The organism is Marinobacter denitrificans (assembly GCF_008795955.1).
Taxonomy (GTDB): domain Bacteria; phylum Pseudomonadota; class Gammaproteobacteria; order Pseudomonadales; family Oleiphilaceae; genus Marinobacter; species Marinobacter denitrificans.
In genome coordinates, this window is the sequence record NZ_VMHN01000001.1 from 1,101,983 (window position 1) to 1,126,139 (window position 24,157).

22 protein-coding genes are annotated in these 24,157 nt (G+C 58.2%); 15 read left to right on the forward strand and 7 right to left on the reverse strand.

Features of this window, described 5'->3' with window-relative positions; all coding sequences use genetic code 11:
- Positions 1-46: 46 nt before the first annotated feature.
- Positions 47-583, reverse strand: coding sequence for a macro domain-containing protein (locus tag FO268_RS05140; RefSeq protein ID WP_150990410.1), 537 nt, complete (start codon positions 581-583; stop codon positions 47-49).
- 22 nt (positions 584-605) lie between these two features.
- Complete coding sequence (cra, locus tag FO268_RS05145) at positions 606-1,589, reverse strand: catabolite repressor/activator (RefSeq protein ID WP_150990412.1); 984 nt, start codon at positions 1,587-1,589, stop codon at positions 606-608.
- 168 nt (positions 1,590-1,757) lie between these two features.
- Here cra and ptsP point away from each other — a divergent pair, with 168 nt between their 5' ends.
- The 4 genes from ptsP (at position 1,758) to FO268_RS05165 (ending at position 8,073) form a co-directional block, all read left to right on the forward strand.
- Positions 1,758-4,586 carry a phosphoenolpyruvate--protein phosphotransferase gene (ptsP, locus tag FO268_RS05150; RefSeq protein WP_150990414.1) on the forward strand — a complete coding sequence of 943 codons (2,829 nt, stop codon included), beginning with the start codon at positions 1,758-1,760 and terminating at the stop codon, positions 4,584-4,586.
- Positions 4,586-5,551 carry a 1-phosphofructokinase gene (gene pfkB, locus FO268_RS05155; RefSeq protein ID WP_150990416.1) on the forward strand — a complete coding sequence of 322 codons (966 nt, stop codon included), beginning with the start codon at positions 4,586-4,588 and terminating at the stop codon, positions 5,549-5,551. The genes ptsP and pfkB overlap by 1 nt, the downstream gene beginning before the upstream one ends.
- Complete coding sequence (locus FO268_RS05160) at positions 5,548-7,281, forward strand: PTS fructose-like transporter subunit IIB (protein WP_150990418.1); 1,734 nt, start codon at positions 5,548-5,550, stop codon at positions 7,279-7,281. Before pfkB ends, FO268_RS05160 begins: the two co-directional genes overlap by 4 nt.
- A gap of 81 nt (positions 7,282-7,362) precedes the next feature.
- Complete coding sequence (locus FO268_RS05165; RefSeq protein ID WP_150990420.1) at positions 7,363-8,073, forward strand: SIMPL domain-containing protein; 711 nt, start codon at positions 7,363-7,365, stop codon at positions 8,071-8,073.
- Between the two features lie 10 nt (positions 8,074-8,083).
- On the opposite strand, the gene FO268_RS05170 is transcribed toward FO268_RS05165, so the two are convergent.
- Entirely contained in the window at positions 8,084-9,151 is a 1,068-nt protein-coding gene (locus FO268_RS05170) for a beta-N-acetylglucosaminidase domain-containing protein (protein WP_150990422.1), read from the reverse strand.
- A gap of 177 nt (positions 9,152-9,328) precedes the next feature.
- On the opposite strand from FO268_RS05170, the gene FO268_RS05175 reads away from it, so the two are divergent.
- From FO268_RS05175 to FO268_RS05210, 8 genes are all read left to right on the forward strand, one after another.
- The gene (locus FO268_RS05175) at positions 9,329-10,375 is read left to right on the forward strand and encodes an acyltransferase family protein (protein WP_150990424.1); all 1,047 of its coding nucleotides are present in this window, start codon (positions 9,329-9,331) and stop codon (positions 10,373-10,375) included.
- Positions 10,376-10,458: 83 nt separating this feature from the next.
- Positions 10,459-10,923, forward strand: coding sequence for an ATPase (locus FO268_RS05180; protein ID WP_150990426.1), 465 nt, complete (start codon positions 10,459-10,461; stop codon positions 10,921-10,923).
- A 76-nt stretch (positions 10,924-10,999) separates the two neighbouring features.
- Positions 11,000-12,061, forward strand: coding sequence for a PA0069 family radical SAM protein (locus tag FO268_RS05185; protein ID WP_150990427.1), 1,062 nt, complete (start codon positions 11,000-11,002; stop codon positions 12,059-12,061).
- A 146-nt stretch (positions 12,062-12,207) separates the two neighbouring features.
- The gene (locus tag FO268_RS05190; RefSeq protein WP_150990429.1) at positions 12,208-13,284 is read left to right on the forward strand and encodes a TRAP transporter substrate-binding protein; all 1,077 of its coding nucleotides are present in this window, start codon (positions 12,208-12,210) and stop codon (positions 13,282-13,284) included.
- Positions 13,285-13,385: 101 nt separating this feature from the next.
- Positions 13,386-13,931 (forward strand): TRAP transporter small permease subunit, encoded by a 546-nt coding sequence (locus FO268_RS05195; RefSeq protein ID WP_150990431.1) that lies wholly within the window; start codon positions 13,386-13,388, stop codon positions 13,929-13,931.
- Positions 13,928-15,223, forward strand: a complete 1,296-nt coding sequence (locus tag FO268_RS05200; protein ID WP_150990432.1) for a TRAP transporter large permease — start codon at positions 13,928-13,930, stop codon at positions 15,221-15,223. Before FO268_RS05195 ends, FO268_RS05200 begins: the two co-directional genes overlap by 4 nt.
- 244 nt (positions 15,224-15,467) lie before the next feature.
- Positions 15,468-16,790, forward strand: coding sequence for a class I SAM-dependent methyltransferase (locus tag FO268_RS05205; RefSeq protein WP_150990434.1), 1,323 nt, complete (start codon positions 15,468-15,470; stop codon positions 16,788-16,790).
- The gene (locus FO268_RS05210) at positions 16,790-17,923 is read left to right on the forward strand and encodes an NAD(P)/FAD-dependent oxidoreductase (protein WP_150990436.1); all 1,134 of its coding nucleotides are present in this window, start codon (positions 16,790-16,792) and stop codon (positions 17,921-17,923) included. The genes FO268_RS05205 and FO268_RS05210 overlap by 1 nt, the downstream gene beginning before the upstream one ends.
- A gap of 68 nt (positions 17,924-17,991) precedes the next feature.
- On the opposite strand, the gene FO268_RS05215 is transcribed toward FO268_RS05210, so the two are convergent.
- Entirely contained in the window at positions 17,992-18,465 is a 474-nt protein-coding gene (locus FO268_RS05215) for a Dps family protein (RefSeq protein WP_150990438.1), read from the reverse strand.
- Between the two features lie 223 nt (positions 18,466-18,688).
- Here FO268_RS05215 and FO268_RS05220 point away from each other — a divergent pair, with 223 nt between their 5' ends.
- Positions 18,689-18,964, forward strand: coding sequence for a DUF2061 domain-containing protein (locus FO268_RS05220; RefSeq protein WP_202336538.1), 276 nt, complete (start codon positions 18,689-18,691; stop codon positions 18,962-18,964).
- Between the two features lie 18 nt (positions 18,965-18,982).
- Here FO268_RS05220 and FO268_RS05225 read toward each other — a convergent pair whose 3' ends face one another.
- The gene (locus tag FO268_RS05225) at positions 18,983-20,425 is read right to left on the reverse strand and encodes a dihydrolipoyl dehydrogenase (RefSeq protein WP_150990440.1); all 1,443 of its coding nucleotides are present in this window, start codon (positions 20,423-20,425) and stop codon (positions 18,983-18,985) included.
- Positions 20,426-20,593: 168 nt separating this feature from the next.
- Here FO268_RS05225 and FO268_RS05230 point away from each other — a divergent pair, with 168 nt between their 5' ends.
- Positions 20,594-21,250 carry a LysE family translocator gene (locus FO268_RS05230; protein ID WP_150990442.1) on the forward strand — a complete coding sequence of 219 codons (657 nt, stop codon included), beginning with the start codon at positions 20,594-20,596 and terminating at the stop codon, positions 21,248-21,250.
- 163 nt (positions 21,251-21,413) lie between these two features.
- Here FO268_RS05230 and FO268_RS05235 read toward each other — a convergent pair whose 3' ends face one another.
- The gene (locus FO268_RS05235) at positions 21,414-22,472 is read right to left on the reverse strand and encodes a 3-deoxy-7-phosphoheptulonate synthase (RefSeq protein ID WP_150990444.1); all 1,059 of its coding nucleotides are present in this window, start codon (positions 22,470-22,472) and stop codon (positions 21,414-21,416) included.
- Between the two features lie 357 nt (positions 22,473-22,829).
- Here FO268_RS05235 and FO268_RS05240 point away from each other — a divergent pair, with 357 nt between their 5' ends.
- Complete coding sequence (locus FO268_RS05240) at positions 22,830-23,627, forward strand: secretin N-terminal domain-containing protein (RefSeq protein WP_191966841.1); 798 nt, start codon at positions 22,830-22,832, stop codon at positions 23,625-23,627.
- 6 nt (positions 23,628-23,633) lie between these two features.
- Here FO268_RS05240 and FO268_RS05245 read toward each other — a convergent pair whose 3' ends face one another.
- Positions 23,634-24,143 (reverse strand): DnaJ domain-containing protein, encoded by a 510-nt coding sequence (locus FO268_RS05245; protein WP_150990446.1) that lies wholly within the window; start codon positions 24,141-24,143, stop codon positions 23,634-23,636.
- Positions 24,144-24,157: the final 14 nt, after the last annotated feature.

The window sequence follows — 24,157 nt, forward strand, 5'->3', positions numbered from 1 at the left end:
CAGCTAAAGACTTCTCCAGTGTAGGTGCTGCCGGGAAAACTGCTTATCACTCAATGGTCGATAACAGACAGCTACTAAAGACCTGTTCGTCAGACACGCTAAACAATACGAAACGCACCCGCTTTACATTCTCCAGCTGCGGAAGGACCTGCTTTACCGTGGCCAGGGCCACCTCGGCCGCACCTTCCACCGGATAACCAAAAGCCCCTGCTGATAGCGCCGGGAACGCGACAGATTCAATGCCTTTACTGTCCGCCAACTCCAGTGAATTGCGGTAACATTCTGCCAGCCAGTAATCAGAGGGCTCATCAACGCCGTACACCGGCCCCAGGCAGTGAATGACAAACTGGTTCGGCAGGTTATGGGCGCCGGAGATAACAGCCTCGCCGGGCCGTATCGGCGCCATGGAGCGACATTCCTGCGCCAGCCCGAGGCCTGCTGCAGAATGGAGTGCACCGGCGACACCGCCACCGGGCATCAGTTGTGCGTTGGCCGCGTTGACCACCGCCTCGATATCGTCCTGACTTGTAATGTCACCGCGTACGCATTCTACGGTTTTTCCGTTCAGTTCAATCTCTGCCATGGGAGTCTCCCCAGCCATTACCTCAACGGCGCCGCTTGAGTGACCGGTTGATAACGATCGTTTCCGGCTCGTTGTGGCCCGAGATCGCGGCCAGCGCCCGGTCCAGCGTCGCTTCGGCAATGGCCTCATGTTTTTGTGGTAACGAGTGAACCTTGACCGGCAGAAAATCCAGCAACCGGTCATCTCCGAAGGTAGCCATTCGAAGCGACTCCGGCAAGCCGCCCGGCTGTTCCAGAAGAACGTCGAGGACCCCCTGCAACAATGTATAAGAGGCGGTAATCAGCGCATCCGGCAAGCCTTGTTCTGACAGCACCTGCCGCATCAGTCCGGCGCCGGAGGCCCGGTCGTAGTGATCGCCGCTGTAGACCGACCACGTTCCACTGCGGTTTCGCGCCACGTCCTCAAAGCCCTCGCGGCGCTCACGGGTCATCGCCAGAGCTGGCACGGCATCCAGCCAGACCACCGTTCCGGTCCCTGGCTCCAGCACGGAACGGGTCAGCACAGAGGCGCCCTTGCGGTTGTCGCTGACAATGCAACTGATCACACCGGGCGACTGGGCCCGGTCCACCGCAATCACCGGCAAGTCATCCTCTTGCAGCTGCTGATAGAAAGGATCATCCGGGGCCAGGGCGCTGGCGACGATCAACGCATCGCACCGCCTGGCTTTCAGGGCACGAGCCAGCTCTTTTTCGGTATCCGGATCGTCTCCCGAGCCGGCGATCAACAACTGGTACCCCCGGGCGCGGGCGCCCTGCTCCAGAAGCTTTGCGAGGCGGGCATAACTGGCGTTCTCCAGGTCCGGCAGGATAAAACCGAGGGTACGACTTGCGCCACCACGAAGGGCAGCAGCCTGGGTATCAATCTGGAAATGATTATCCCGCGCCACCTCCAGCACCTTGTCGATGGTCTGCTGTTTGATTCGGCGGGCCGGCCCCTGGCCATTGATGACATAGCTGGCCGTGGTACGGGATACCCCGGCCAGGCGGGCAAGTTCTGCAAGTGTCATGGGGCCATTTCCTCCTGGTCACAGATTGCTTGATTTCTGATCAGATCTGTTTCATGATTCATTTTATGGTTGCTGACACGATTCAGCAACCCGGATTTTACTGGCAATGGCAGACATCGAGTGCCCATGCCAGCACTACACCACAACAACAAGGCGAGGCTAACCCCCATGCTGACGCTCACAGCCAACGATATCCGCCTGGGTTGCACGGCAACCGACTGGCAGGATGCCCTGAAACAGGCAAGCCTGGACCTGCAGGATACAGGCCGCACCACGCCCGACTACCATGCCGGCATGCTGGCAAGGGAGCAACAGTCTTCAACGGTGCTTGGCAACGGCATCGCCATTCCCCATGGCACTCCGGAAAGCCGCGACGCGGTCACCAGTACCGGAATCCGGGTGCTGCAGTTTCCCGCCGGGATCACCTGGCACGACAACGCCACCGTGTATGTGCTGGTCGCCATCGCAGCCCAGTCTGACGAACATCTGGACATATTGCGCCACCTGACCCGCGTGCTGGACAAACCGGGCCTTTCCCGGAAGCTGGCTGAAGCCGACGACCCCGCCGCTCTGGCAGCCCTGTTGTCCCGGGAGCCGGTGGTACCGAAATGCGACGCTCAGACTCTGTGCCTGGGTGTGAACACCCACGCCACCAGCGAACTTGCCATGAGTGCCGCCGCCCGGCTCCAGGGCCTTGGCTGCGTAGACGCTGCCTTCATGAAAGAGATCGTCAGCCAGCCACCGGTGGGTCTGGGCCAGGGTTTCTGGCTGGTACATCACAGCATCGGCAGCCACCGCCCGGCACTGGCACTGGCAACGCCAAAGGAAGCCACCAACGAACTTGCTGGCGTTTTCTGCCTGGCTGGTCAGGGCGACGATTGCCGCGAATTACTGGAGCGTATTGATAACTTCCTGGCCCAGAACACACCTCTGGAAAACCATTCCGTCGATGCCGTTCTCTCGAGGCTTTCCGGCGAGCAGGCCAATGCCGTCAGTGAGCGGGTCAGGCTCCTGAACATTCACGGCCTTCACGCCCGGCCCGCCAAACAACTGGTCCAGGAAGCCCGGCTGCACAACGCCGATATCCGCATCCGCCTGGAAGAAGGCGACGGCAATTCCGTTTCCGCCACCAGCCTCACGCGCATTATCGGCCTCGGCGCACGCCGTGGTCAGACCCTGGTGATCTCTGCCACCGGGGATGAAGCAGAACAGGCCGTAAAAGCCGTTTGTCAGGCTGTGACCGATGGGCTTGGTGAGACAGTATCCCCACTGCGGCACCAGGAAAGCCAGCCGCAGCCATCAGAACCAATTCCGCAACCGCTGGAGGATGACGAGGCCCTGAGAGCCGTGGCAGCCTCACCGGGACTCGCCCTGGCCCCTGCCTTTGTGATGCGCCAGCCCACCCTGGATTATCCCGCACGCGCCAGCAATGCTGATGAACAGATCACTCGCCTCGGCCGCGCTATCGACGAAGCCGATGGACAACTGCGTACGTTGATTCGCCAGGCCGAAGGCGGGGAAGTGGCGCCGATCCTGTCGGTGCACGTGGAAATGCTGCAGGATGACGACCTTTATCAGGCTGCCCTGGAAGCCATCAACGAAGGCGCCTCCGCCGAGGCCGGCTGGTGGCAGGCCATTGACACCGCGGTTCGGGCCCAGGAAGCGCTGGCCGACCGGCTGCTTGCAGAACGCGCAGCGGACCTGCGGGATGTCGGCCGTCGCGTACTGGCAAATCTCTGCGGTGTTGCCATGCCCACGCCGCCGGACGAGCCTTATGTGCTGGTGGCAGACGACCTTGGCCCCTCCGATGTGGCCAGGCTGGATACCCAGCGGGTTCGCGGTCTGGTTACGGCCCGTGGCGGTGCCACCTCCCACAGTGCAATCCTGGCCCGCGCATTGGGCCTGCCAGCGGTAGTCGGCGCCGGCACTCGCATCCTGACCATCACCAATGGCACCGACCTTGTGGTTGACGGCGAGCGTGGGTGTCTGGTGCCCAATCCCGGCCGCGAGCGCCGTGAACGGATCAACCGCCGCCTGGATCAGCTCGCCCGCCTGCAGGCACAGGCTCACGAATGCCGGAACGAGCCCGCTACCACCACCGATGGCCACACCATCGACGTTTGTGCCAACCTGGGCAATACCGCTCACACCCCGGATGCGGTGGATCGGGGCGCCGATGGTATTGGCCTGCTGCGCACCGAGTTCATTTTCATGGAACATCCGGAAGCACCTGACCTGGACACCCAGGTGAAGGAATACCGTCACGCTTTCGGTGCCCTCAACGGCCTGCCACTGGTGGCGCGCACACTTGATGTGGGTGGTGACAAGCCGCTGGATTACTGGCCCCTGCCCCACGAGGACAACCCTTTCCTGGGCCTGCGGGGCATTCGCCTGTCACTGACCCGACCGGAAATCCTGGAAACCCAGATACGCGCCCTGCTGACTGCCGCCGATAACCGCCCGCTGCGAATCATGTTTCCCATGGTCAAGGATCTGGAGGAGTTCCGCGCGGCCAAGGCCATCGTCGAGCGGGTCCGTGCCGAGATCCCCTGCCAGGGCCTGCAGGTGGGCGTGATGATCGAGATTCCTTCCTGTGCCCTGCTGGCCCACACCCTGGCGCCGGAAGTAGACTTCTTTTCCGTGGGCACCAACGACCTGACCCAGTACACCCTGGCCATCGATCGCGGCCACGGTCAGCTCTCAGCGCAATCCGATGGCCTGCATCCCTCGGTACTGCGACTGATCCGCATGACGGTGGAAGCCGCCCACGCCCACCAACGCTGGGTAGGTGTCTGTGGCGAACTGGCTTCGGACCCACAGGCCATTCCGGTACTGCTTGGCCTGGATGTGGACGAGCTGTCGGTCACCAGCCGGCGAGTGCCGCTGGTGAAGGCGTGTATTCGCGGGTTGAGCCGGGAACAGGCGCGGGAACAGGCGAAACTGGCACTGGGCAAAGCCACCGCAGCCGAGGTGCGAGACGCCCTGGAGGCTTTGTAATGGCCCGCGTGCTTACCATCACACTGAATCCTGCGCTGGATCTGAACGTCGAAACCGCCAGGGTACATCTGGGCAGTGTGAACCGTACCCGCACCTCACGGCTGGATGCCGCCGGCAAAGGCATCAATCTGGGCCGCGTGCTGTCCCGCCTTGGCCACATCGTGACCCTGTCCGGCTTACTGGGTGAATTCAACGCGGCACCCTTCGAACATCTTTTCGCCTCAGAGCGTCTTGAAGACCGTTTTATCCGTGTGCCTGGCCATAACCGTATCAATGTAAAGATCGCAGAAGATGGCGGTCGGATGACAGATCTGAATGGTATGGGCATCGTTGCTCCGCCTGATGCGCTCGATCATCTGACCTCCCGTCTTGGTGGCCTGGTGGGCGAATACGACGCTGTCATCATTGCGGGCAGCCTGCCCGGCGGCTTTGTGCCCGACGACCTCACGGAGCTGGTCACCCTGGCCCGGGCAGCCAAGGTTCCGGTCTGGCTGGATACCAGCGGCCCGGCTCTGAAAGCCGGGCTCCTGGCCTTGCCAGATGGCATCAAGCCCAATGTGGATGAACTGGCCGAATGGGTCGGTGAGCCACTGGACACCCTTGAAGCCATCATGGAGGCCGCCCGTTTGCTTCAGGATCACGGTATTGCCAACGTCGTGGTCTCCATGGGCGAGAAGGGCGTGCTTTGGCTGTCGCCTCAGGGCACCTGGCAGAGCTTACCGCCTGAGGTTACGGTTATCAGCACGGTCTGTGCCGGCGATACCCTGCTCGCCGGCATGATCCACGGCCTGCTCGAAAAGCATCCTCCTGAACAGGTTCTCTCCATGGCCACCGCGCTTTCCGCGGAATGCGTGCGCCATGCAGGTGTTGGCAACCCGCAGGCCAACGATTTCTCCGGTCTCGTACAGCAAACCCGCGTCACCCCCTGGCCCGGGCACAACAACAATGGGGATATGCCCTTATGAAATTGATCATCGTCACCGCCTGCCCCCAGGGCGTTGCCACCAGCTTCCTGGCGGCCCGGGCTTTGGAGCGAGCGGCTCACAACAAAGGCTGGCAAGCCACTACCGACATCCGCAATTCACAGCAACCGACATCCACCTTGTCTGATGAGGTTATCGCCAACGCTGATCTGGTGATCGCCGCCACCGGCACGCCAACGGACCTGAGCGCCTACATTGGCAAACGTGTTTATCAGATTCCGGTGACAGCCGCCCTGCCCGACCCGGCAGGAGTGCTGGATCAGGCCGAACAACAGGCGGAGCCCTACCAGCTCCTGGAACCCCAACCGATTGAAGCTCCCGCCCCGGGTTCCGCTGGCAAGCGTATTGTCGCGGTGACCGCCTGCCCCACCGGTGTTGCCCACACCTTTATGGCAGCAGAGGCCCTGACTGGCGCTGCCATGGCTGCAGGCCACCAGATACGCGTGGAAACCCAGGGCTCGGTGGGCGCCCAGGATCCGCTCACCGCTGAGGAAATCGAGGCTGCGGATGTGGTGATACTGGCCTGCGATATCGAAGTGGACCCCAGCCGCTTTGCCGGCAAACCGCTGTGGCGCACCTCCACCGGCAACGCCCTTAAGAAGCCTGGCGCCACCATTGAAGACGCCATTGCCAATGCCGTAGTTGAGGAAGGTCAGAAGAAAAAGGAATCTGCCGGCGGTGAGAAACGCGGCCCCTACAAGCACCTGTTGACCGGTGTTTCCTTCATGCTGCCTATGGTGGTGGCAGGCGGCCTGCTGATCGCCCTGTCGTTCGTCTTCGGCATTGATGCCTTCGAAGAGGAAGGGACACTCGCCGCGGCGTTGATGCAGATTGGTGGTGGCACTGCCTTCCAGCTGATGATCCCGCTTCTGGCGGGCTATATCGCCTGGTCCATCGCCGACCGTCCGGGTCTTGCGCCTGGCATGATTGGCGGCTACCTCGCTGGAACTCTCGGGGCCGGCTTCCTGGGAGGCATCATCGCCGGTTTCCTGGCCGGCTATGTGGCCCGTTTCATCAGCCAGAAGCTGCCCATGCCCGAGAGCATCGAGTCCCTCAAACCCATCCTGATCATTCCGCTTCTGGCCAGCCTGGTGACTGGCCTGGGCATGATCTACGTGATTGGTGAACCTGCAGCGGCCCTGATGGTCGCACTGACCGGCTTCCTTGAAGGTATGGGCACCACCAACGCCATCCTCCTGGGCGGCATACTGGGTGCGATGATGTGCTTCGACCTCGGCGGGCCGGTGAACAAGGCTGCCTACACGTTCGGGGTGGGCCTGCTGTCGGAAGGCAGCGGGGGCTCAGCGCCCATGGCAGCAATAATGGCCGCCGGCATGGTGCCGGCCATCGGCATGGGAGTAGCCAGCTTTGTGGCCCGGGCCAAATTTGCCGAGGCCGAGCGACAAGCCGGGCGGGCCTCCTTCATACTTGGGCTGTGCTTCATCTCCGAAGGTGCAATACCCTTTATGGCCAAGGACCCGCTGCGGGTGATTCCAGTGTGCATGGTGGGCGGCGCCATCACCGGCGCGCTGTCGATGCTGTTCGCCGTGAAGCTGATGGCACCCCACGGCGGTCTGTTTGTGCTCGCCATCCCGAACGCCGTGAGCACGGTACTGCCATACGTGGCGGCTATTGCCATCGGATCGCTGGTAATCGGGTTTGGCTATGCCATGCTCAAGACCGGGAAGGCTGAGGTGGCTACGACAACCTGAACCTCTCGTGCGCGGGGGTGCTTGACGCCCCCGGCATTTACGGCGATCTTGTCTGCCCGCTCCACACACAAGGATGCCGTCATGAAATTCCTGCCCACCCTGATTCTGGCGATTGCTGCCATCATCTCCGCCTCGCTCATTGCCGATGGCCTGACAGGGCTGCGTACTGGCGACCGTTTTGTGACCGTAAAGGGCGTTGCAGAACGGGAGGTGCAAGCGGACCTGGCGCTCTGGCCCCTGCGCTTCGTGGCCACGGGCGACAGCCTGGATGAGGCCCGGGAGCAAGCAAGCAAGAGCCGCGAAAGCATCATGGCGTTTCTCGAACTGCAGGCCATTGATACCACAGCGGTAGAATTGCAGCGCCTGGATGTGACGGATACCCGTGCCAACCCTTACCAGAACGGCGGCAACGATCAGAAATTCATCATCAACCAGACCCTGATGGTGCGCAGTGACAACATTGATCGTATCCGCCAGGCCGCGCAGTCCGTCAGTGAACTGGTGGACTCCGGCGTTATTCTGTCATCCGATTACGGCCCCGGCGGGCCCACTTACCTGTTCAACAGGCTGAACGACATCAAACCGGAGATGATTGCCGAGGCAACTGCCGCCGCCCGAGAGGCCGCCGCGCAATTTGCCAGGGACGCAAAAACCGAACTGGGAGACTTACGCCGCGCAAACCAGGGTGTGTTTCAGATTCTGGCGCGTGATCAGGCACCAGGTGTGAGCGAAGGCCAGCAACCGGTCAAGACAGTCCGGGTGGTGACTACCGTTGAGTACTACCTGAAATGACCATTCCGGATCATTGTGTCTGTACCATTTCATCCGTGACCTGATACTCCCCGGCCAGCCAACGCAGGATTTCCCTGGCTGCCGGGTGGTCAAAGCGAGAGTAGGTCTCGGTCATGGCCTGGCGGCGCTCACTACTGATTCTGGAAAGCCCCGCGTCCTGCAACACGAGGAGGTCCGCCGTTATCTGCTGCGCAAGTTCCTTACCCAGCACCTCTTCAGCGGCCCTCAGGAACGCCTGGCCATACTGATATCCCGGGCCCTGCTTATAGCTTTGCGCAAGAGTGATGGCGGGGATGGTGGTCAGCGTTGGCTGCAACGCGGGATTGATAGCATGGCCCGCAAGATACTCTTTGTTGGCCGCCGGCCTTCCGGTGAATGCGCGCAGATGCAGGTGGCGGGACATCCGGTCGCCATCGTTCACCGGGTAGTTGTCCCACAGCACCGGCTTGCGCCCCAGCGACTCAGACACGCGCTGGAGATGGCCGGGGGATATTTCCCGGGAACAGACTTCCTCGCCGGTCCACAATACCCGCACCGACGGATCCAGTGCGTTGCCCAGATCCTCGAGATAGTACGCCGGGCGGTCACCAAACACCCGATCGAGCACCGGGTCGTCGGAATAATAGCTCGGACAGACGGTCAATTGTTCGGCACCGCTCCGCTCTGCCACCCAATGAACAATATCCGCCTGGCGAGCAGCCAGCTCCGGCGTATCGCTACGCATGTCGTCAAACAGAAGGGCCAGCTCCTGAACACGGATGTCATCCAGCAATGCCAGCTTCGCGGCCAGCGCCTCTTTGGCCGCGTCGTTGAAATCATTGAATACCTCGAACGGGCTCAGGCCGACACCGAACCGAACGCCATGCTTGCGACAGAAACGGGAGAAATCGGCCATTTCTACCGCGGCTTCCTGCGGGAAGGGCTCGTGCCACCGCCGGCGCAGGAACGCATCGGCCTTGGGTGCATAGAGGTAAAATCGGTAACCGTGGGGTTCCAGCGCATGAACAAGCTGTTTCCGTTCCTGCCAGCTCCACAATGGCCCGTAGAACCCCTCAATAATTCCAAGCTCAACACTCATGGTTCTCTCCAGCACTTCTCCCCCACCCCTGCACCTTCCGGCACCTTCCATCACCCTGCAGCAGTTGCGGGCAGGTTAACGCATTTTAAGTCGCCAGCAAGGCAACCGTATAACTGGCCGGTTATGTAACACCACGAGGCAGGCTACTATAGCCTGAAATCATAAGGAATCGTGATTATGGCTGAATCCTCACCACGGCTGTCGGCACTGGACGCACTTCGGGGCATTGCAGCCCTCGGCGTTGTACTGTTTCACTACCTGCCCTATTACGATGAACTCTACGGTCACACATTCACAGCCTGGTCCGGTCTGGATTTTGGTCGCTATGGTGTACACCTGTTTTTCATCCTCAGCGGATTCGTAATTTTCATGACGCTTGAACGAACCCGCACCGCGGGCTGGTTTGGGCTGGCCCGGGCGTTCCGCTTGATGCCCGCCCTGTGGGCAGGCATCGCCATGACCTTTATTGCCGTCCACATGATGGGGCCGGAGGATCGCCCCGTCAGTCTGGGCAGTGCGCTACTGAATGCCACCCTGCTTCACGAATACCTGGAATTTCCCCATGTGGACGGGGCTTACTGGAGCCTTGTGGTCGAGGCCACTTTCTACTGCTGGATTGCGTTGCTTTTCTACGGGCTGAAGGATTGGCGCCGTATTCGTCTTGCATTGTCGGTCTGGGTACTCGTCAGCTACGCTGGCGTGATCTGGTGGCACGCCATTCCGGACGCTATCGAGTTTCTGGTCAAGGAGCTGTTGTTTGTAAAGTATGCTCCGCTGTTTATCAGCGGCATGTTGATCTACCGCTGGCATCGATACGGTCGTCCGGCGAAAGGCGAGCTTATTCTGCTGGCACTGGCGGTGGGTCACTCCCTGCTCGCCTATAAACCGCCTTTCAGCCTGTTCGTGCTCGGTTGCTATGGGGTATTTGCGCTGGCGGTGGCAGGCTATCTCAATATACTGGCCAACAGACCCCTGCTATGGCTGGGCAGCTTGTCCTATGCGTTGTACCTGGTGCACCAGAACATCGGATATGGCGTTATCGGCTGGAGTTACAGTGCCGGAATTCCCGGGTGGGCTGGCGTCGCGTTGGCGCTCAGCGTGTCTCTGGCTCTTGCCTGTCTCATCCACTACGCCGTCGAAAAACCGGCGCTGGCCTGGTTCCGCAGCATTCGCAAACAGGCGTCTGTCCGGCCAGCCCCGCTGCCGGTTCGCACTCTGCCATGAGCCAGTGCGCCAACACCGACAACCTGGGCTAGACTGTAGCCAGCGCATATCCATCTGATTATCTGACAAGCAGGAGTCCCGCAATGGAAATAAGAACCTTCGAAGACCTGATTATGTGGGCCCGCGAGCTCCATACCAATCTTTCGCAATGCCTGTCGGAGTGCGCCACCAAAAACCCGAACGAACGTGCTCAGGCGCTCTTGACCTACCTCGCTGGCCACGAATCCGAACTGGCGCGCATTACCGCCGAATTCGAAAAGCAGGCCGACCCCAAGGCGCTGAAAACACGGGTCTACGATTACCTGAACAACGAGCACAAACGCATCAAGGCCCACCAGAACTGCGATGGCCATTACGCCAACCTCGACTTTGACGGCATTGAGCGGGAAGTATTCGCATTCCATGACCAGCTGATCGACCTTTATGACAGCCTGGCAGGCAAGGCAGAAATCCCGGAGGCGAAAGAACTGGTTGAATCCATGCACGCGATGGAAGAACACGAAGCCATGAGGCTGGCCAGTCAGATTGGAAGGATGAATGACCTCTGACGTCATGACGTAACGAAAACTGGAAATTGCGCAGCATGCAGAGTACTGTATATATAAACAGTACTCCGGATTTACCATGAAGACTCGCGCAACACCGCTGAACCCGAAGAACCGCTTCCAGCCCATCGTAACTGACCGCGAATGGGACGATGGCTGGTATCAGGACCCGGCTGACGAAACCTGTCCTGACTCCATGGCGACCGAAGTCACTGACGAACAGGTACGCTCGATAATCAGCCGGAACCAGTCCCCGGATATACCATTTGACCAGTCCATAAACCCCTACAGGGGTTGCGAGCATGCCTGTATTTACTGCTTTGCCAGGCCTACTCACGCCTATTGGGACATGTCTCCGGGGCTGGACTTTGAAACCCGGCTGATTGCCAAGCCCAACGCCGCTGAGCAACTTCGCCGGGAGCTCGACAAACCCGGTTACAAGGTCTCCCCCATCGCTCTGGGCGTAAACACGGATGCCTACCAGCCAATTGAAAAACATCGCAAGATCACACGCGCCATCCTTGAGGTACTCGCGGAGTACCGCCATCCGGTATCGATTATCACCAAGGGCGCGCTTGTCCTCCGTGACCTGGACCTGTTATCGGAACTCGCGAGCCAGGGCCTGTGCTCCGTGCGGGTGAGTCTGACCACCCTGGACAACACCCTGAAACGTCAGATGGAGCCACGGACGGCAGCGCCAGCCACTCGCCTCAAGATCATCCGTGAACTGGCTGCTGCCGGCGTACCAACGGGCATCATCCTTGGGCCCGTTATTCCGTTCGTCAACGATCATGAAATCGAGAGTATTCTTGGGGCAGCAGCCGAGGCTGGGGCGGAACGGGCAAGCTGGATCATGCTGCGCCTGCCCCTGGAACTGGACGAGCTGTTTCAGGATTGGTTACAACGACATTTTCCAGACCGCGCCAGCCACGTCATGAACCGCATTCGTGATTTGCGCGGCGGCAAAAGTTACGATTCCGGATTTGGTCGCCGGATGACTGGGACGGGCCCCTATGCGGATCTGGTCCGCCAGCGCTTTGCAAAACGCGCCAGACAACTTGGCCTGAACCTTCATGACGCCGAGCCACTCAGGAGGGATCTGTTCAGACGTCCGGCTGGTGAACAGATTGGATTGTTCTGAATAGGTAAGACCTATGTCGTAGAGACACCGGTTTTTCGTTCCGTTTCTGAACGTTTATTGCTAACTTGAACTAGAGTAAAGGGTTACTCATCCCGATAACGGGAGAGGCTCTCAATACAACAATGACAAAAGAGGCTAGAAGAGCAATGAAGATCCGTTCTGTTCTATCCGCAGCTGTGCTGGCTGTAGCAACTACCCTTGCTGCCACACAGGCGCTCGCTCAAGATACTTTCACCCTCCGCCTGGCTGAGACTTGGGGCCCGAACTTTCCAATTTTCGGTGACACCACCAAAAACTTTGCCGAGCGCGTCGAGAAAATGTCCGACGGCCGGCTCAAGGTCCGCATTGATTCCGCCAACAAACACAAGGCCCCACTGGGTGTGTTTGACATGGTAAAGGCCGGTCAGTACGACATGGGGCACTCCGCCTCCTACTACTGGAAAGGCAAAGTACCCAACACACTGTTTTTCACCAGCATGCCTTTCGGCATGAACGCCATGGAACAATACGCCTGGTTTTACCACGGCGGTGGCATGGAGCTGATGCAGGAAGTGTATGAGCCCCACAACATGCTGTCCTTCCCTGGTGGCAACACCGGCGTGCAGATGGGCGGCTGGTTCCGTAAAGAAATCAAGTCTCTGGATGACCTGGATGGCCTGAAAATGCGTATCCCGGGCTTCGCGGGTGAAGTCTTCGCGGAAGTCGGCGTTAACCCGACCAACATCGCCCCGGGCGAGCTGTACACGGCTCTGGAGCGTAATACCATTGATGCGGTTGAATGGGTAGGCCCTGCGCTGGACCTGCGCCTCGGCTTCCAGCAGATTGCTGATTACTACTACACCGGTTGGCATGAGCCTGCCACAGAGCTGCAGTTCCTGGTTAACAAGAAGGTGTGGGAGAAGCTTCCCGCCGACCTGCAGGAAATCATGCGCATAGCCATGCGTACTGCCTCCTACGACATGCTGGTTCATTCCCAGCACGCCAACGCCGAGGCCTGGGCCAACATCAAGGAAGAATATCCGAACGTGCAGATCAAGCAGTTCCCGCAGGACATCTTCCAGGCCATGTACAAAGCCAACGAGAAACTTCTTGATGAGGCAGCCAACGAGAACGAGCAGGCGGCACGCATCGTGAAGTCCCAGGAGGAATACCTGGAGAAGAGTCGCGCCTATACGAACATTTCAGAGCGCGCCTACCTCAACACGATGGATGAAGTCGAGTAACATATCGGCTGTAACGGAGCCGGGATCGCTCTAGAGGTGGTCCCGGTTTTTGTCGTTTATAGCAAATGAAAATCGCTGGTTTAGCCGGCAAAGGACAATCAATGCGTTGGATTATCAAGCTGGACGAGGGCCTGGCCTACCTGTCCACGTTCTGCGGCTGGGTGGCTTGTGCCGCAATGATACTGATGGCGGGCAATGTGTTTTTCGATGTGGTTGCCCGTTATGTTTTTAACGATGTTTCGATCGGCATGCAGGAAATGGAGTGGCACCTGTACTCGGTGGTCTTTCTGCTTGGTATTCCCTATGCCCTTCGTACCGACGGACATGTTCGGGTTGACGTTTTTTACGCCCGCTGGAGCGACAAGACCAAGGCATGGATCAACCTCGTCGGGGCGATCATTTTCGTCATACCTTTCTCATATCTGATCTGGAATTATGGCTACGAATTCGCCATCGAGTCCTACCGTATGGGCGAAGGCAGCGGCGATCCGGGGGGCCTGCCTCATCGCTGGATCATCAAGAGCGTGATTCCTGTTTCTGCGGTATTTACCGCCATTGCCGGGCTCAATATGGCAACACACGCCCTACGGGTCATGTCAGGTGAAAAAACCTACGAAGCGAAACACGGCGCGGAGGGTCTGGCATGATTGGCATGATTATGTTTGGCGTTGCCCTGCTGATGCTGATGGTGGGCTTCCCGGTTGCCTTTACATTTGGTGGTGTGGCGCTGTTCTTCGGAGTCTTTGCAGAAGGCATGGATCTTTTCGCGTTCATGCCCTACCGCATCATGAGCGTCATGCAGAACACCACGCTTATGGCCGTTCCACTGTTTATTTTCATGGGCGTTGTTCTCCAACGCACCAAACTGGCAGCGCAGTTACTGACGTCGATGGGGCGCCTGTTTGGCGGGCTGCCCGGAGGCCTGGCCATTTCCACCATTCTGGTTGGCGCGCTGCTTGCGGCCTCTACCGGCGTGGTGGGCGCCAGCGTGGTTGCCATGGGCCTGATCTCGTTGCCCGTCATGCTGGCCCACGGTTACGACAAGCGGCTGGCCACAGGCACAATCTGCGGTGCCGGTACCCTGGGCCAGATCGTTCCACCGTCCATCATACTGATTATCCTCGGTGATGTGCTGGGGTTACCGGTTGGGGACCTGTTCAAGGCAGCTGTGATTCCCGGCGTCGTTCTTATCGGGCTATATGTCGTTTACATTCTTGTTCTCACCCGTTTCAAGCCGGAAACTGCCCCGCCAATGCCGGATGACAGCGGCCTGTCACGTGGGAAGGAGATTCAGGCGGCACTGCTTGCCATCATCCCGCCGCTGGCGCTGATTGTGGTTGTACTGGGTTCCATCTTCGCCGGCATCGCCACCCCCACGGAGTCGTCAGCCCTCGGTGGCGTGGGCGCCGTGGTTCTGGCGCTCATCTACCGCCAGTTTTCCTTCCAGATGGTCTGGGACGCTTCCAAGGATACGGTCAAGGTCACCGCCATGGTGTTTGCCATCCTCATTGGTGCAACGGCATTCTCGATGGTGTTCAGCTACACCGGTGGCGACTACCTGCTGGAAGAGTGGATGCTTGCGCTTCCCGGTGAAAAGTGGGGGTTCATCATCCTCGCCATGCTGGTCATCCTGGTGTTGGGCTTTTTCATCGACTTTGTGGAAATTTCCTTCATCATCGTGCCCATTCTGGCGCCGGTGGCGGAAGCACTCGGTATCAACATGCTCTGGTTTGCCATCCTGATCGCCATGAACCTGCAGACCAGCTTCCTGACCCCCCCGTTCGGGTTCAGTCTGTTCTATCTTAAAGGGGTGTCACCACCCACGGTGCAAACCACCGACATATATAAAGGGGTCTTACCTTTTATACTGATGCAGATACTGGTTCTGGCCCTCATTGTCATATTCCCCGAATGGTTTGGCATGAGTTCATCCTACTGACAGCAATAGTAGTACCGGGGCCATCCGGCCCCGGTACATCGTCATTTTACCCTCCCCTATTGGCCCCATAGCCGCCTTCAATTTTCCCTGGATATGACAAACAGCGCTTGTTTTCTATACTGAATGGGAATAGGCGAATCTCAGCTGTGATATCGGGACACGCCCTGATGCTGAATCACTGTCGGCTGCAACAATGTCGAACTCAGTCCGTGATTAACCAGCTATAAAAGGGAGGCAAGGATTCATGAATGAAAGCACCGCGCGGAAAGCGACCGAGGCCACTGACGACCGGCATGAACATAAGCCGCATGTGCTGACGCTGCCGCTGGAAGGCCAGCAGGCAGACAGAGAGCCCCACAGCTATGAGCGCTGGCTGGTGGCCAAGCTGATGAGCATGGCTGGCTCTCCCCCGGTGCGGTTTCAGTTATGGAATGATGAACTCATTGAGCCCGAGAAGGGACAGGCGCGCTTCACCCTGAGGCTGGCCGACCCCAAAGCTTTATTTGCCCTGGTTACAAACCCGAACCTCGCCTTCGGCGACCTCTACGCTGCCGGAAGGCTGCAGGTGGACGGCGATCTGCCGGACTTGATGGAAGCGCTATACCGCGCTGTTCATCAGGCCAGAGAGCAATGGCCCAAGTGGCTGGAAGCGCTGTGGCGCAATCACAGCCCTCGCTCAACGGGTGTTTCTGAGGCCAAGGAGAATATTCACCACCACTATGACCTCGGCAACGAGTTCTACCGCCTCTGGCTGGACGAGGCAGAGATGCAGTACACCTGCGCTTACTATGAAAGCCAGGACCTGACACTGGAACAGGCTCAACTGGCGAAACTGGAACACGTATGCCGCAAGTTACGTCTGAAACCGGGTATGACAGTGGTCGAAGCCGGCTGCGGATGGGGCGGCCTGGCCCGCTATATGGCCCGCAATTATGGCGTGAAAGTACACTCCTACAATATCTCGACGGAACAGCTGGCTTATGCCCGGGAAGAAGCGGAGCGCCAGCAGTTGGACCACCTGATCGACTACGTCGAGGACGACTACCGCAATATCAGTGGCCAATACGATGCCTTCGTCTCTATTGGCATGCTGGAGCATGTGGGCAAAGAAAACTATCAGGCGCTTTCGGCACTCATCCGCCGCTCTCTCAAGCCGGGCGGCATGGCATTGCTGCACAGTATTGGCCGCAATCGGCCCATGTTGATGAACGCCTGGATCGAGAAGCGTATTTTTCCGGGCGCATACCCACCCAGTATCTCCGAATTCATGGAAATCTGTGAGGGTGGCGGCTTCTCGGTACTGGATGTCGAGAACCTGCGGCTGCACTACGCCCAGACTCTGACTCACTGGATGGAGCGTTTCCGGAACAGCAGGGGTAAGGTAACGGACATGTACGACGAACATTTTGCCAGGGCCTGGGAAATGTACCTGGCTGGCTCCATTGCCGCTTTCCGGGCGGGCGCCCTGCAGCTGTTTCAGGTGGTCTTCACCCACGGCGAGAACAACGAACTCCCCCGAACCCGACAAGACCTCTACACTTTCCCTGCCGCTCCGGAGGCCCGGTAATGGAGTATTATGACCTGATCATCGTCGGCGCCGGGCCTGCCGGATCAACACTGGCCTATGCACTCAGGGACAGCGGCAAGAGAGTCCTGGTTATCGATAAACAGGATTTCCCCCGGGACAAAACCTGTGCCGGCTGGGTTACACCGGCAGTCATGAAAAGTCTCGACATTGATATCGCCGCCTATGGAGCCCGGCACACCCTTCAACCCATACGAAAATTCCGCATCGGTATGATGGGGCAGCCCGCTGTGGTCAATGACCATGATGATGTTGTCAGCTACGGTATCCGCCGTTGTGAGTTCGACGCCTATCTGCTGGACCGGGTTACGGCGCCGAAACAGCTGAACACGCCGGTCAAGTCCATCGTGCGCAGCGACGGCAACTGGGTGGTTAACGATACCTGGGAGGCACCGCTGATTGTGGGCGCCGGAGGCCATTTTTGCCCTGTCGCAAAGTTGCTTGGCGATGGGCCAGGCAGCCATGAGACTGTGGTGGCCGCCAAAGAAGTGGAATTCGAAATGACACCGGCTCAAGCGGAGGTTTGCGAAGCCCGTGGCGACACTCCCGAACTCTGGTTCTGCCGCGATCTGAAGGGCTACGCCTGGGTGTTCCGTAAAGGGAACTTTCTCAACATCGGTCTTGGAAGGGAGGATAACCACAAGCTCAGCGAACACCTGAATGCCTTTGTGGACGAAATGAAAACAGAAGGCCGTATACCGGCTGATTTGCCCGGCAGGTTCAAGGGCCATGCCTATCTGTTGTACGCCCATGCAGAAAGACCCCTGGCAGACGACGGCCTGTTACTGATCGGAGATTCCGCTGGCCTGGCCTACACCCAGAGCGGCGAAGGCATCCGCCCGGCTATTGAGTCAGCCCTGATAGCAGCGGATATTATCCGCGACAGGGAAGATTATTCCGCCCAGTCCCTGCAACCTTACGGTGAAGCCATAGCACACCGTTTCGGCAACCGGGCAATTGCGCGAGACCAGGGTTGGCAGGTACCGGACTGGGTAAAAATGCCTCTGGCCAGCACCCTGATGCGATCCCACTGGTTTACCCGAAAGGTCGTCACCGAGAAATGGTTCCTCCATCAGGAGGTGCCGCCGCTTGAATCCGTGGTGACCGATAACTGACCTGAAAAAAAGATGGCGACCCTCAGGTCGCCATCTTTCGCAGGATTATGGGTTAGAAGCGGACTGACTTACTGACCCAGATAGCTGCGGTACATCCAGACGGTTTTTTCCTGCTGGGAAATGTAGTCGCTCATCAGTGCCACAGTACCCTCGTCGTCTGCATCACCGGCCAGGTGAAGCAACTCGCGCTGCTTGCCAATCAGTTTGGCAAAGCTCTCAACAATGTTCTCCACCGCATCCTTGCCATCGGCAACGTCTTTACGCTCAGGCACTTCTGACTTTTCAATGTATGTGCTGTACGCGTGTGCTGGACGATGACCAAGCGTGAGCACCCGCTCCGCAATCTCATCAATTTTCAGCAGCAGGTCGTCGTAGAGCTCCTCGAACTTGGCGTGCAGCTCGAAAAAATTGTCGCCTTTGATATTCCAGTGATAACCGCGCACGTTCATGTAGAAAATCTGGTAGTTGGACAGCAGATCGTTCAGTGAATTCGCCAGTTGTTGAGTCTTTTCAGTATCCAGACCGATAAAATTCTTGCTCATAACGTGTCTCCTTGACTGTTATCCGAATGTGATGGTTAAAACAATAACGAGATGCCAGCGATAGGTAAAGGAAAATGAAGCAATCCATCCTATAGCCAATAGCAATAGCTCACTTCACCGGATGATAGTAAAGAACTATAGATTTTCTTCAGATAATTAATTTTTAAATGGTTATCAGTTGCGATTAAATGTATTCGTAGTCACTCAACAGGCAGAGCCGATCATGAGTACCCTGAAAATGTTTGTTCATAACCATGGAACCAAGGGTGACAACTCCCTGTTAAAAACGATCACCTTTGCGATGACCCACTTCACCGTGGCGTTTGCTGTTGCCTACCTGCTGACCGGCGATATCTTTATAGGCAGTCTGATTGCCATGGTTGAACCGGCCATTAACACGGTTGCCTATTTCTTCCATGAGAAGATATGGGCCCGCAAACAGCAGATTGCAAGGGGGGCCGACAAGAACGCTCCTGGCCCGGTTGCCAGGAGCTTCTGAAACCGGCTCTCACTGAGGTTAGCCACCGGGTCCGCAATCGAGGCACTGCTCAACAGGCCGAGGCCCGATATCAAGGTTGCGGTTGAGATCCCGTAGGGCTGTCCTGAGCCCCTCTTCGATGACCGGATGGTAAAATGGCATTTCGAGCATTTCACTCACCGTCATGCGCTTCTGCGCAGCCCAGGCCAGCAGGTGGCCGATATGTTCTGCGGCGGGGCCAAACATCTCCGCGCCAAGAAACAGGCCGCTGCCTCTTTCGCCGTATAAATGTAACAACCCCCTGTTGGCACCAATAACGCGGCTACGACCCTGCCCTTCAAATGACAACTTGCCGACGGCGTAACTGCCCTTGCACCGTTCCTCGACTTCCTTGAGAGTCATGCCCACAGTGGCAATCTGCGGGTCGGTAAACACAATACCCAGCGGTACCCGCCGCAGTCCTGCCCTCACGTCCGGGTAACGGCCCGCATTATCGCCGGCAATGCGCCCCTCATCAGCTGCTTCATGCAGTAACGGTGTATCATTGTTGGCATCGCCCGCAATGAATATGTGACTATCTCCGCACTGAAGTGTGTATGGGTCGAACAAGGGTGAGCCCCGGTCATCCTGGGCAATATCGGCATTCTGAATGTCCAGCCCATCCACGTTCGGGCGCCGCCCCGTAGCCGCCAACAGGTAGTCAAAGGTTTCCGTAGTATCACCACGATCCTGATCCGCAAACCGGATACGGACACCTTCGTCTGTCCTTTCCACTGACTGCACGTCGGAATCTGCATCCAGGGCAAACTCCTCATTGAAAGACGCCAGCGCGCATTTCCGAATGGTATCCTCCTGAAGCGGACCAACCCCACCACTGACGCCAAACATCCGCACCCGAACGCCCAGCCGGCTCAGCGCCTGCCCCAGCTCCAGACCAATAATGCCGGGGCCGAATACCGCCACCGATTGCGGCAGATCCTCCCACTCAAACACGTCATCGCTCACCACCAGTCGATCCTCCGCGTCCTTGAGAAAACCGGGGATATTCGGCCGGGAGCCGGTTGCGATAACCACCCGCCCGGCTTCAACTTCCAGGTTATCTCCGACCACCATTCGGTGAGGTGACAGAAACCGGGCGTGACCGCGGATACGATGCGCCTCGGGAAACCCCTCAACGGCTTCCACTACAAAATTGACGAAACGGTCCCGTTCTTTCCGCACCCTGGCCAAAACCGCCTTGCCATCAATGTGGATCTCACCGGCGTGCACGCCGAACATCGGCGCCTTTTGCAGGTGATGGGCACTGTCTGCTGCTGCAATCAACAGCTTGCTGGGCATACAGCCCACCCTGGCACAGGTGGTCCCATAGGGGCCGCCCTCAATCATCACAACATTATCTGTGTGCTTGCGGGCGGCACGGTAAGCACCCATGCCGGCCGTGCCCGCTCCGATAATCGCGACATCTACCTTGCGTTTTTCCATGTCAACAACTCCTGGCCGTCGGAATGTTTCACTTGCCTGAGTATAGAGGGGATATCCGGTAATGGTTCAGTTCCTGACCGGAACACTTTGCGCATCTGTGCAGGACTTTTTGTTCCTGACCTTCTAGACTGACATCCTGCCCCGGAATTCCCCCAGGAGACAACAGGCATGCAAATTTACTGGCCGGAGTTCGTTACCGTTGCCCTCGTTCACTTCCTCGCCGTTGCCAGCCCCGGCCCGGACTTTGCCGTGATGCTCCGCCAGGCCCTTTGCCAGAGCCGTCGCAACGCCCTGCTTACCGCCTTTGGCATCGGCACGGGCATACTCGTCCACGTCGGTTATTCTCTGCTGGGCATCGGCCTGATCATCCAGCAATCCCTGGTATTATTCAGTATTCTCAAGGTTGTCGGAGCGCTGTACCTCACCTGGATTGCAATCCAGTGCCTGCGTTCGAAAGCCGGCGGTATTCATGTGGAGACTGCAAATAGTGAGCGACAATCCGGCCTGGCAGCCTATCGGCTGGGTTTTCTGACTAATACGCTGAATCCGAAAGCAACCCTGTTCTTCGTTTCGTTATTTTCGGTGATTATCAGCCCGGGCACACCGATTGCCATCCAGTCTGCCTACGGCATCTATATGGCGGTGGCGACAGGACTGTGGTTTGTGGCAGTAGCGGTGTTCTTCACGCTGCCCCAGATTCGCAAGGGGTTTAACCGCTTCGGCTACTGGCTGGACCGCCTGATGGGAGGCGTCTTACTGTTGCTCGCCGGGCAGTTGCTGTTTTCAACGGTTTCCGGAGAAGGAAGCATTCAGGGTAAAGAGTGACCTGAGATGCTCAGGCCAAACCGACCAGGCCCGGGGCGCCGGTTTGTAGGCCTCTTCCAGAACCGTGGAGCGCCAGGGATGGCGCGACCGAGCCCTACAGGGACGTATTTACGGGCGTGTTCTGGAAGAGGCCTACAGACCGGCGCATGCACCAGAGTCTGATTCACAGGCTACGCAACAGCTCTTCCGTCTGCTTCCAGCTGATGCAGGGGTCCGTCAGCGAGCAGCCGTAGAGCAAATCGTCGCTGTCATTCTGGCGCCCTTCTTCAAGAAAACTTTCCAACATCAAGCCAACGATATTCTGGTTGCCAGACCGCTTCTGGGCGATCACTTCCCTGGCAATCTCCAGTTGCCGCGCTGACTGCTTCTGGGCATTGTCATGGCTGCAATCAACCATAACCGAAGCAGAAACGCCGGCCGTAAATAAAGCTTCTGTTGACGCCCTGATACTTTCCTCATCGTAATTAGTAATGCCCCGCCCACCACGCAATACAAGGTGAGTATCGGGATTGCCTTGTGTTGTAATCATCGCCGGAGCGCCATTGCTGCCCACACCGAACCGGTGATGAGGATGGGCCGCTGATTTCATGGCATTGATCGCCACGCCGATACTGCCGTCGGTGCCGTTCTTGAAACCCGTTGGCATTGGCAGGCCGCTGACCAGCTCCCGGTGGACCTGGGACTCTGTGGTGCGGGCGCCAATGGCGGTCCAGCTGACGAGGTCGCCAAGGTAGTCCATGGCAAACGGGCTGAGGGCTTCCGTGGCCAGGGGCAGGCCCATGTCTGACAGGTTAAGGAGCAGGCGACGCGAACGCAGCAGGCCTTCGTTAAGGTCACCGGTACCGGTGCGTTCGGGATCGTAGAGCAGGCCTTTCCAGCCGACGGTTGTACGGGGCTTTTCGAGGTAGGCTCGCATTGTAATCAGGAAACGATCACTGACATCGTCCGCCAGCTTTTTCAGCTTTTCGCCATACTCCAGTGCTGCCACTTCGTCATGTATGGAACAAGGCCCGATAACCACCAGCGTTCTCGGGTCCTCACCGTGCAAAACTCGGCGTATGGCCTCCCTATGCTGGTCTATCTGCGCCTGCACCTTGTTGGAAAGCGGCAGGCTGGCGCGAAGGTCCGCCGGTGTCGGCAGCAGAACCTCCCCGCTTGTGCCCTCCACCCGGCGCGGCCGGTCGGCTTCGTGCACTGTCTCGATATTCAGCGACATGTTCATGGTCAGTGTTCCCGTTTCCCTGTATCAGAATCAAAAAAGCCCCGGCTGGGCTACCAGTCGGGGCTTTTTGAGTCCGGTGGCAGCCTGGGTTTCTGCCGGGCTGCCTTCCTCGTTGTTCGGTCGATGAAGATCTTACGGGCGGCCCGGGCTCTGGCTAAAATAGCCATAACCAAACCACCAGAAAAACACAGCAGCGACCGCAGCTGCCGGTTTTTCACCGAAAGCTTGCAGAACATTCAATTGACAGGTCGCGTGTGTCGTCTTCATGCTTTCCAATATATATCCCCTGTTTCCGGCTTTGCAACCCGTAAATCGGTTTTTGTGGTTTTTCCGGTCAAACCTGTCGCGGAGTTTTCAATGCACATTCACATTGCCCGGCCTGCCAAGACTTATCTTGTCCCAATAATGGCGCTTCTGTTGTTGCTGTTTTCCGGAACCATCGCTGCGGCACCTGAAGCCCGCACTTATGAGATGAGCCAACGTTCCGCCGAGGATGTGGCCCTGCAAATTCGCGAACTCTACCCCGATGGTCAGATCTCCATCACTGCTCGCGGGCAGCAGATGGTGGTACGCGGCGAGCCTTCAGTGCTGGATGAGATTGGCATGTTGGTGGAAACCATGGACGTTGCACCGGTGCAGATGCGCATTACGGTCCGCTCCCGCAATAACGTCGACAGTAAAAGTGGCGGCGTAGGGGTTTCCGGCAACAACAACCGGGTGAACGTCCAGGCTGAACGTAAGGTTACCACCACGCGACGCCATCAGGAACGCACCCTCGTGGTTCAGGATGGCCAGTCGGCTCACATTACCTCCGGACAGGTTCGCACGGTGCCGGTTGCCATTCGTGGCGGGCGGAACCCGGCGGCTTTTCTTGACCAGGTGGAAACCCGCAGCGGCTTTCTGGTGAGTCCACAGGTTATTTCCGACCAGGCCATCGAACTGAATATCGTCTCTTTCGAGGAAGATCCTGAGGGCGACCTACCCGGCTATGAAACCGAAGCACTAATGACGATCCGCAGGGTAGAACCAGGCGAATGGATCGAGCTTGGCAGTACTCGCGAGCGAAGGGTCGGTGAACAGTCCGGAATTACTTACCAGACCGGTGGTAACAGCCAGCAGAACCAGACATTTGAAGTAAGAGTGGAAGTTTATTGACGGTGATCAGGCCTGGGGTTTGAGCAACACAGTTTTGGCCTCGTTGATTTTGGCGGCCAGGTAATCGTTACCACCCCGGTCGGGATGTAACTTCTGCATCAGCCGCCGGTGTGCCTGAATGACGTCCTCGCGGGTACAATCTGGCGTCACCCCCAGTACCTCACACGCTTCTCTGAGCGACATGTTACCGGAACTGCTCTGCGCCTGCTGACGTCCCCCGTTGCTTTCGTTTCGACTCTCGCTGGCCGCACCTCCGTCCTGGCCAAAAACGCGGCGGACCATGGGCGCAAACCTGAGTAAGGCGGGTAGCTTTCTCAGTAAGGGCAACATGGCGGCAACCGCGGCCGTCAGCACATGAACCCGGCCGGTCAGCACCATGAAAAGAAGCAGGGCCCCGCCTGCGACCAACAGAATCTTCCAGGTGGCCGCTTTTTTCTTTTCAGGGGTTAACGCCCCCCACTGTTTCAGTACAATGAATGCGCCAGCCGTCAGGGCAATACCAAGAATCCAGTGCATTCGATAATCCTTAT

What these genes read in the sequence shown, in the direction of transcription:
- FO268_RS05140 (WP_150990410.1), bottom strand. Translation starts at nt 583, where the DNA reads ATGGCAGAGATTGAACTGAACGGAAAAACCGTAGAATGCGTACGCGGT.
- cra (WP_150990412.1), bottom strand. Translation starts at nt 1,589, where the DNA reads ATGACACTTGCAGAACTTGCCCGCCTGGCCGGGGTATCCCGTACCACG.
- ptsP (WP_150990414.1), top strand. Translation starts at nt 1,758, where the DNA reads ATGCTGACGCTCACAGCCAACGATATCCGCCTGGGTTGCACGGCAACC.
- pfkB (WP_150990416.1), top strand. Translation starts at nt 4,586, where the DNA reads ATGGCCCGCGTGCTTACCATCACACTGAATCCTGCGCTGGATCTGAAC.
- FO268_RS05160 (WP_150990418.1), top strand. Translation starts at nt 5,548, where the DNA reads ATGAAATTGATCATCGTCACCGCCTGCCCCCAGGGCGTTGCCACCAGC.
- FO268_RS05165 (WP_150990420.1), top strand. Translation starts at nt 7,363, where the DNA reads ATGAAATTCCTGCCCACCCTGATTCTGGCGATTGCTGCCATCATCTCC.
- FO268_RS05170 (WP_150990422.1), bottom strand. Translation starts at nt 9,151, where the DNA reads ATGAGTGTTGAGCTTGGAATTATTGAGGGGTTCTACGGGCCATTGTGG.
- FO268_RS05175 (WP_150990424.1), top strand. Translation starts at nt 9,329, where the DNA reads ATGGCTGAATCCTCACCACGGCTGTCGGCACTGGACGCACTTCGGGGC.
- FO268_RS05180 (WP_150990426.1), top strand. Translation starts at nt 10,459, where the DNA reads ATGGAAATAAGAACCTTCGAAGACCTGATTATGTGGGCCCGCGAGCTC.
- FO268_RS05185 (WP_150990427.1), top strand. Translation starts at nt 11,000, where the DNA reads ATGAAGACTCGCGCAACACCGCTGAACCCGAAGAACCGCTTCCAGCCC.
- FO268_RS05190 (WP_150990429.1), top strand. Translation starts at nt 12,208, where the DNA reads ATGAAGATCCGTTCTGTTCTATCCGCAGCTGTGCTGGCTGTAGCAACT.
- FO268_RS05195 (WP_150990431.1), top strand. Translation starts at nt 13,386, where the DNA reads ATGCGTTGGATTATCAAGCTGGACGAGGGCCTGGCCTACCTGTCCACG.
- FO268_RS05200 (WP_150990432.1), top strand. Translation starts at nt 13,928, where the DNA reads ATGATTGGCATGATTATGTTTGGCGTTGCCCTGCTGATGCTGATGGTG.
- FO268_RS05205 (WP_150990434.1), top strand. Translation starts at nt 15,468, where the DNA reads ATGAATGAAAGCACCGCGCGGAAAGCGACCGAGGCCACTGACGACCGG.
- FO268_RS05210 (WP_150990436.1), top strand. Translation starts at nt 16,790, where the DNA reads ATGGAGTATTATGACCTGATCATCGTCGGCGCCGGGCCTGCCGGATCA.
- FO268_RS05215 (WP_150990438.1), bottom strand. Translation starts at nt 18,465, where the DNA reads ATGAGCAAGAATTTTATCGGTCTGGATACTGAAAAGACTCAACAACTG.
- FO268_RS05220 (WP_202336538.1), top strand. Translation starts at nt 18,689, where the DNA reads ATGAGTACCCTGAAAATGTTTGTTCATAACCATGGAACCAAGGGTGAC.
- FO268_RS05225 (WP_150990440.1), bottom strand. Translation starts at nt 20,425, where the DNA reads ATGGAAAAACGCAAGGTAGATGTCGCGATTATCGGAGCGGGCACGGCC.
- FO268_RS05230 (WP_150990442.1), top strand. Translation starts at nt 20,594, where the DNA reads ATGCAAATTTACTGGCCGGAGTTCGTTACCGTTGCCCTCGTTCACTTC.
- FO268_RS05235 (WP_150990444.1), bottom strand. Translation starts at nt 22,472, where the DNA reads ATGAACATGTCGCTGAATATCGAGACAGTGCACGAAGCCGACCGGCCG.
- FO268_RS05240 (WP_191966841.1), top strand. Translation starts at nt 22,830, where the DNA reads ATGCACATTCACATTGCCCGGCCTGCCAAGACTTATCTTGTCCCAATA.
- FO268_RS05245 (WP_150990446.1), bottom strand. Translation starts at nt 24,143, where the DNA reads ATGCACTGGATTCTTGGTATTGCCCTGACGGCTGGCGCATTCATTGTA.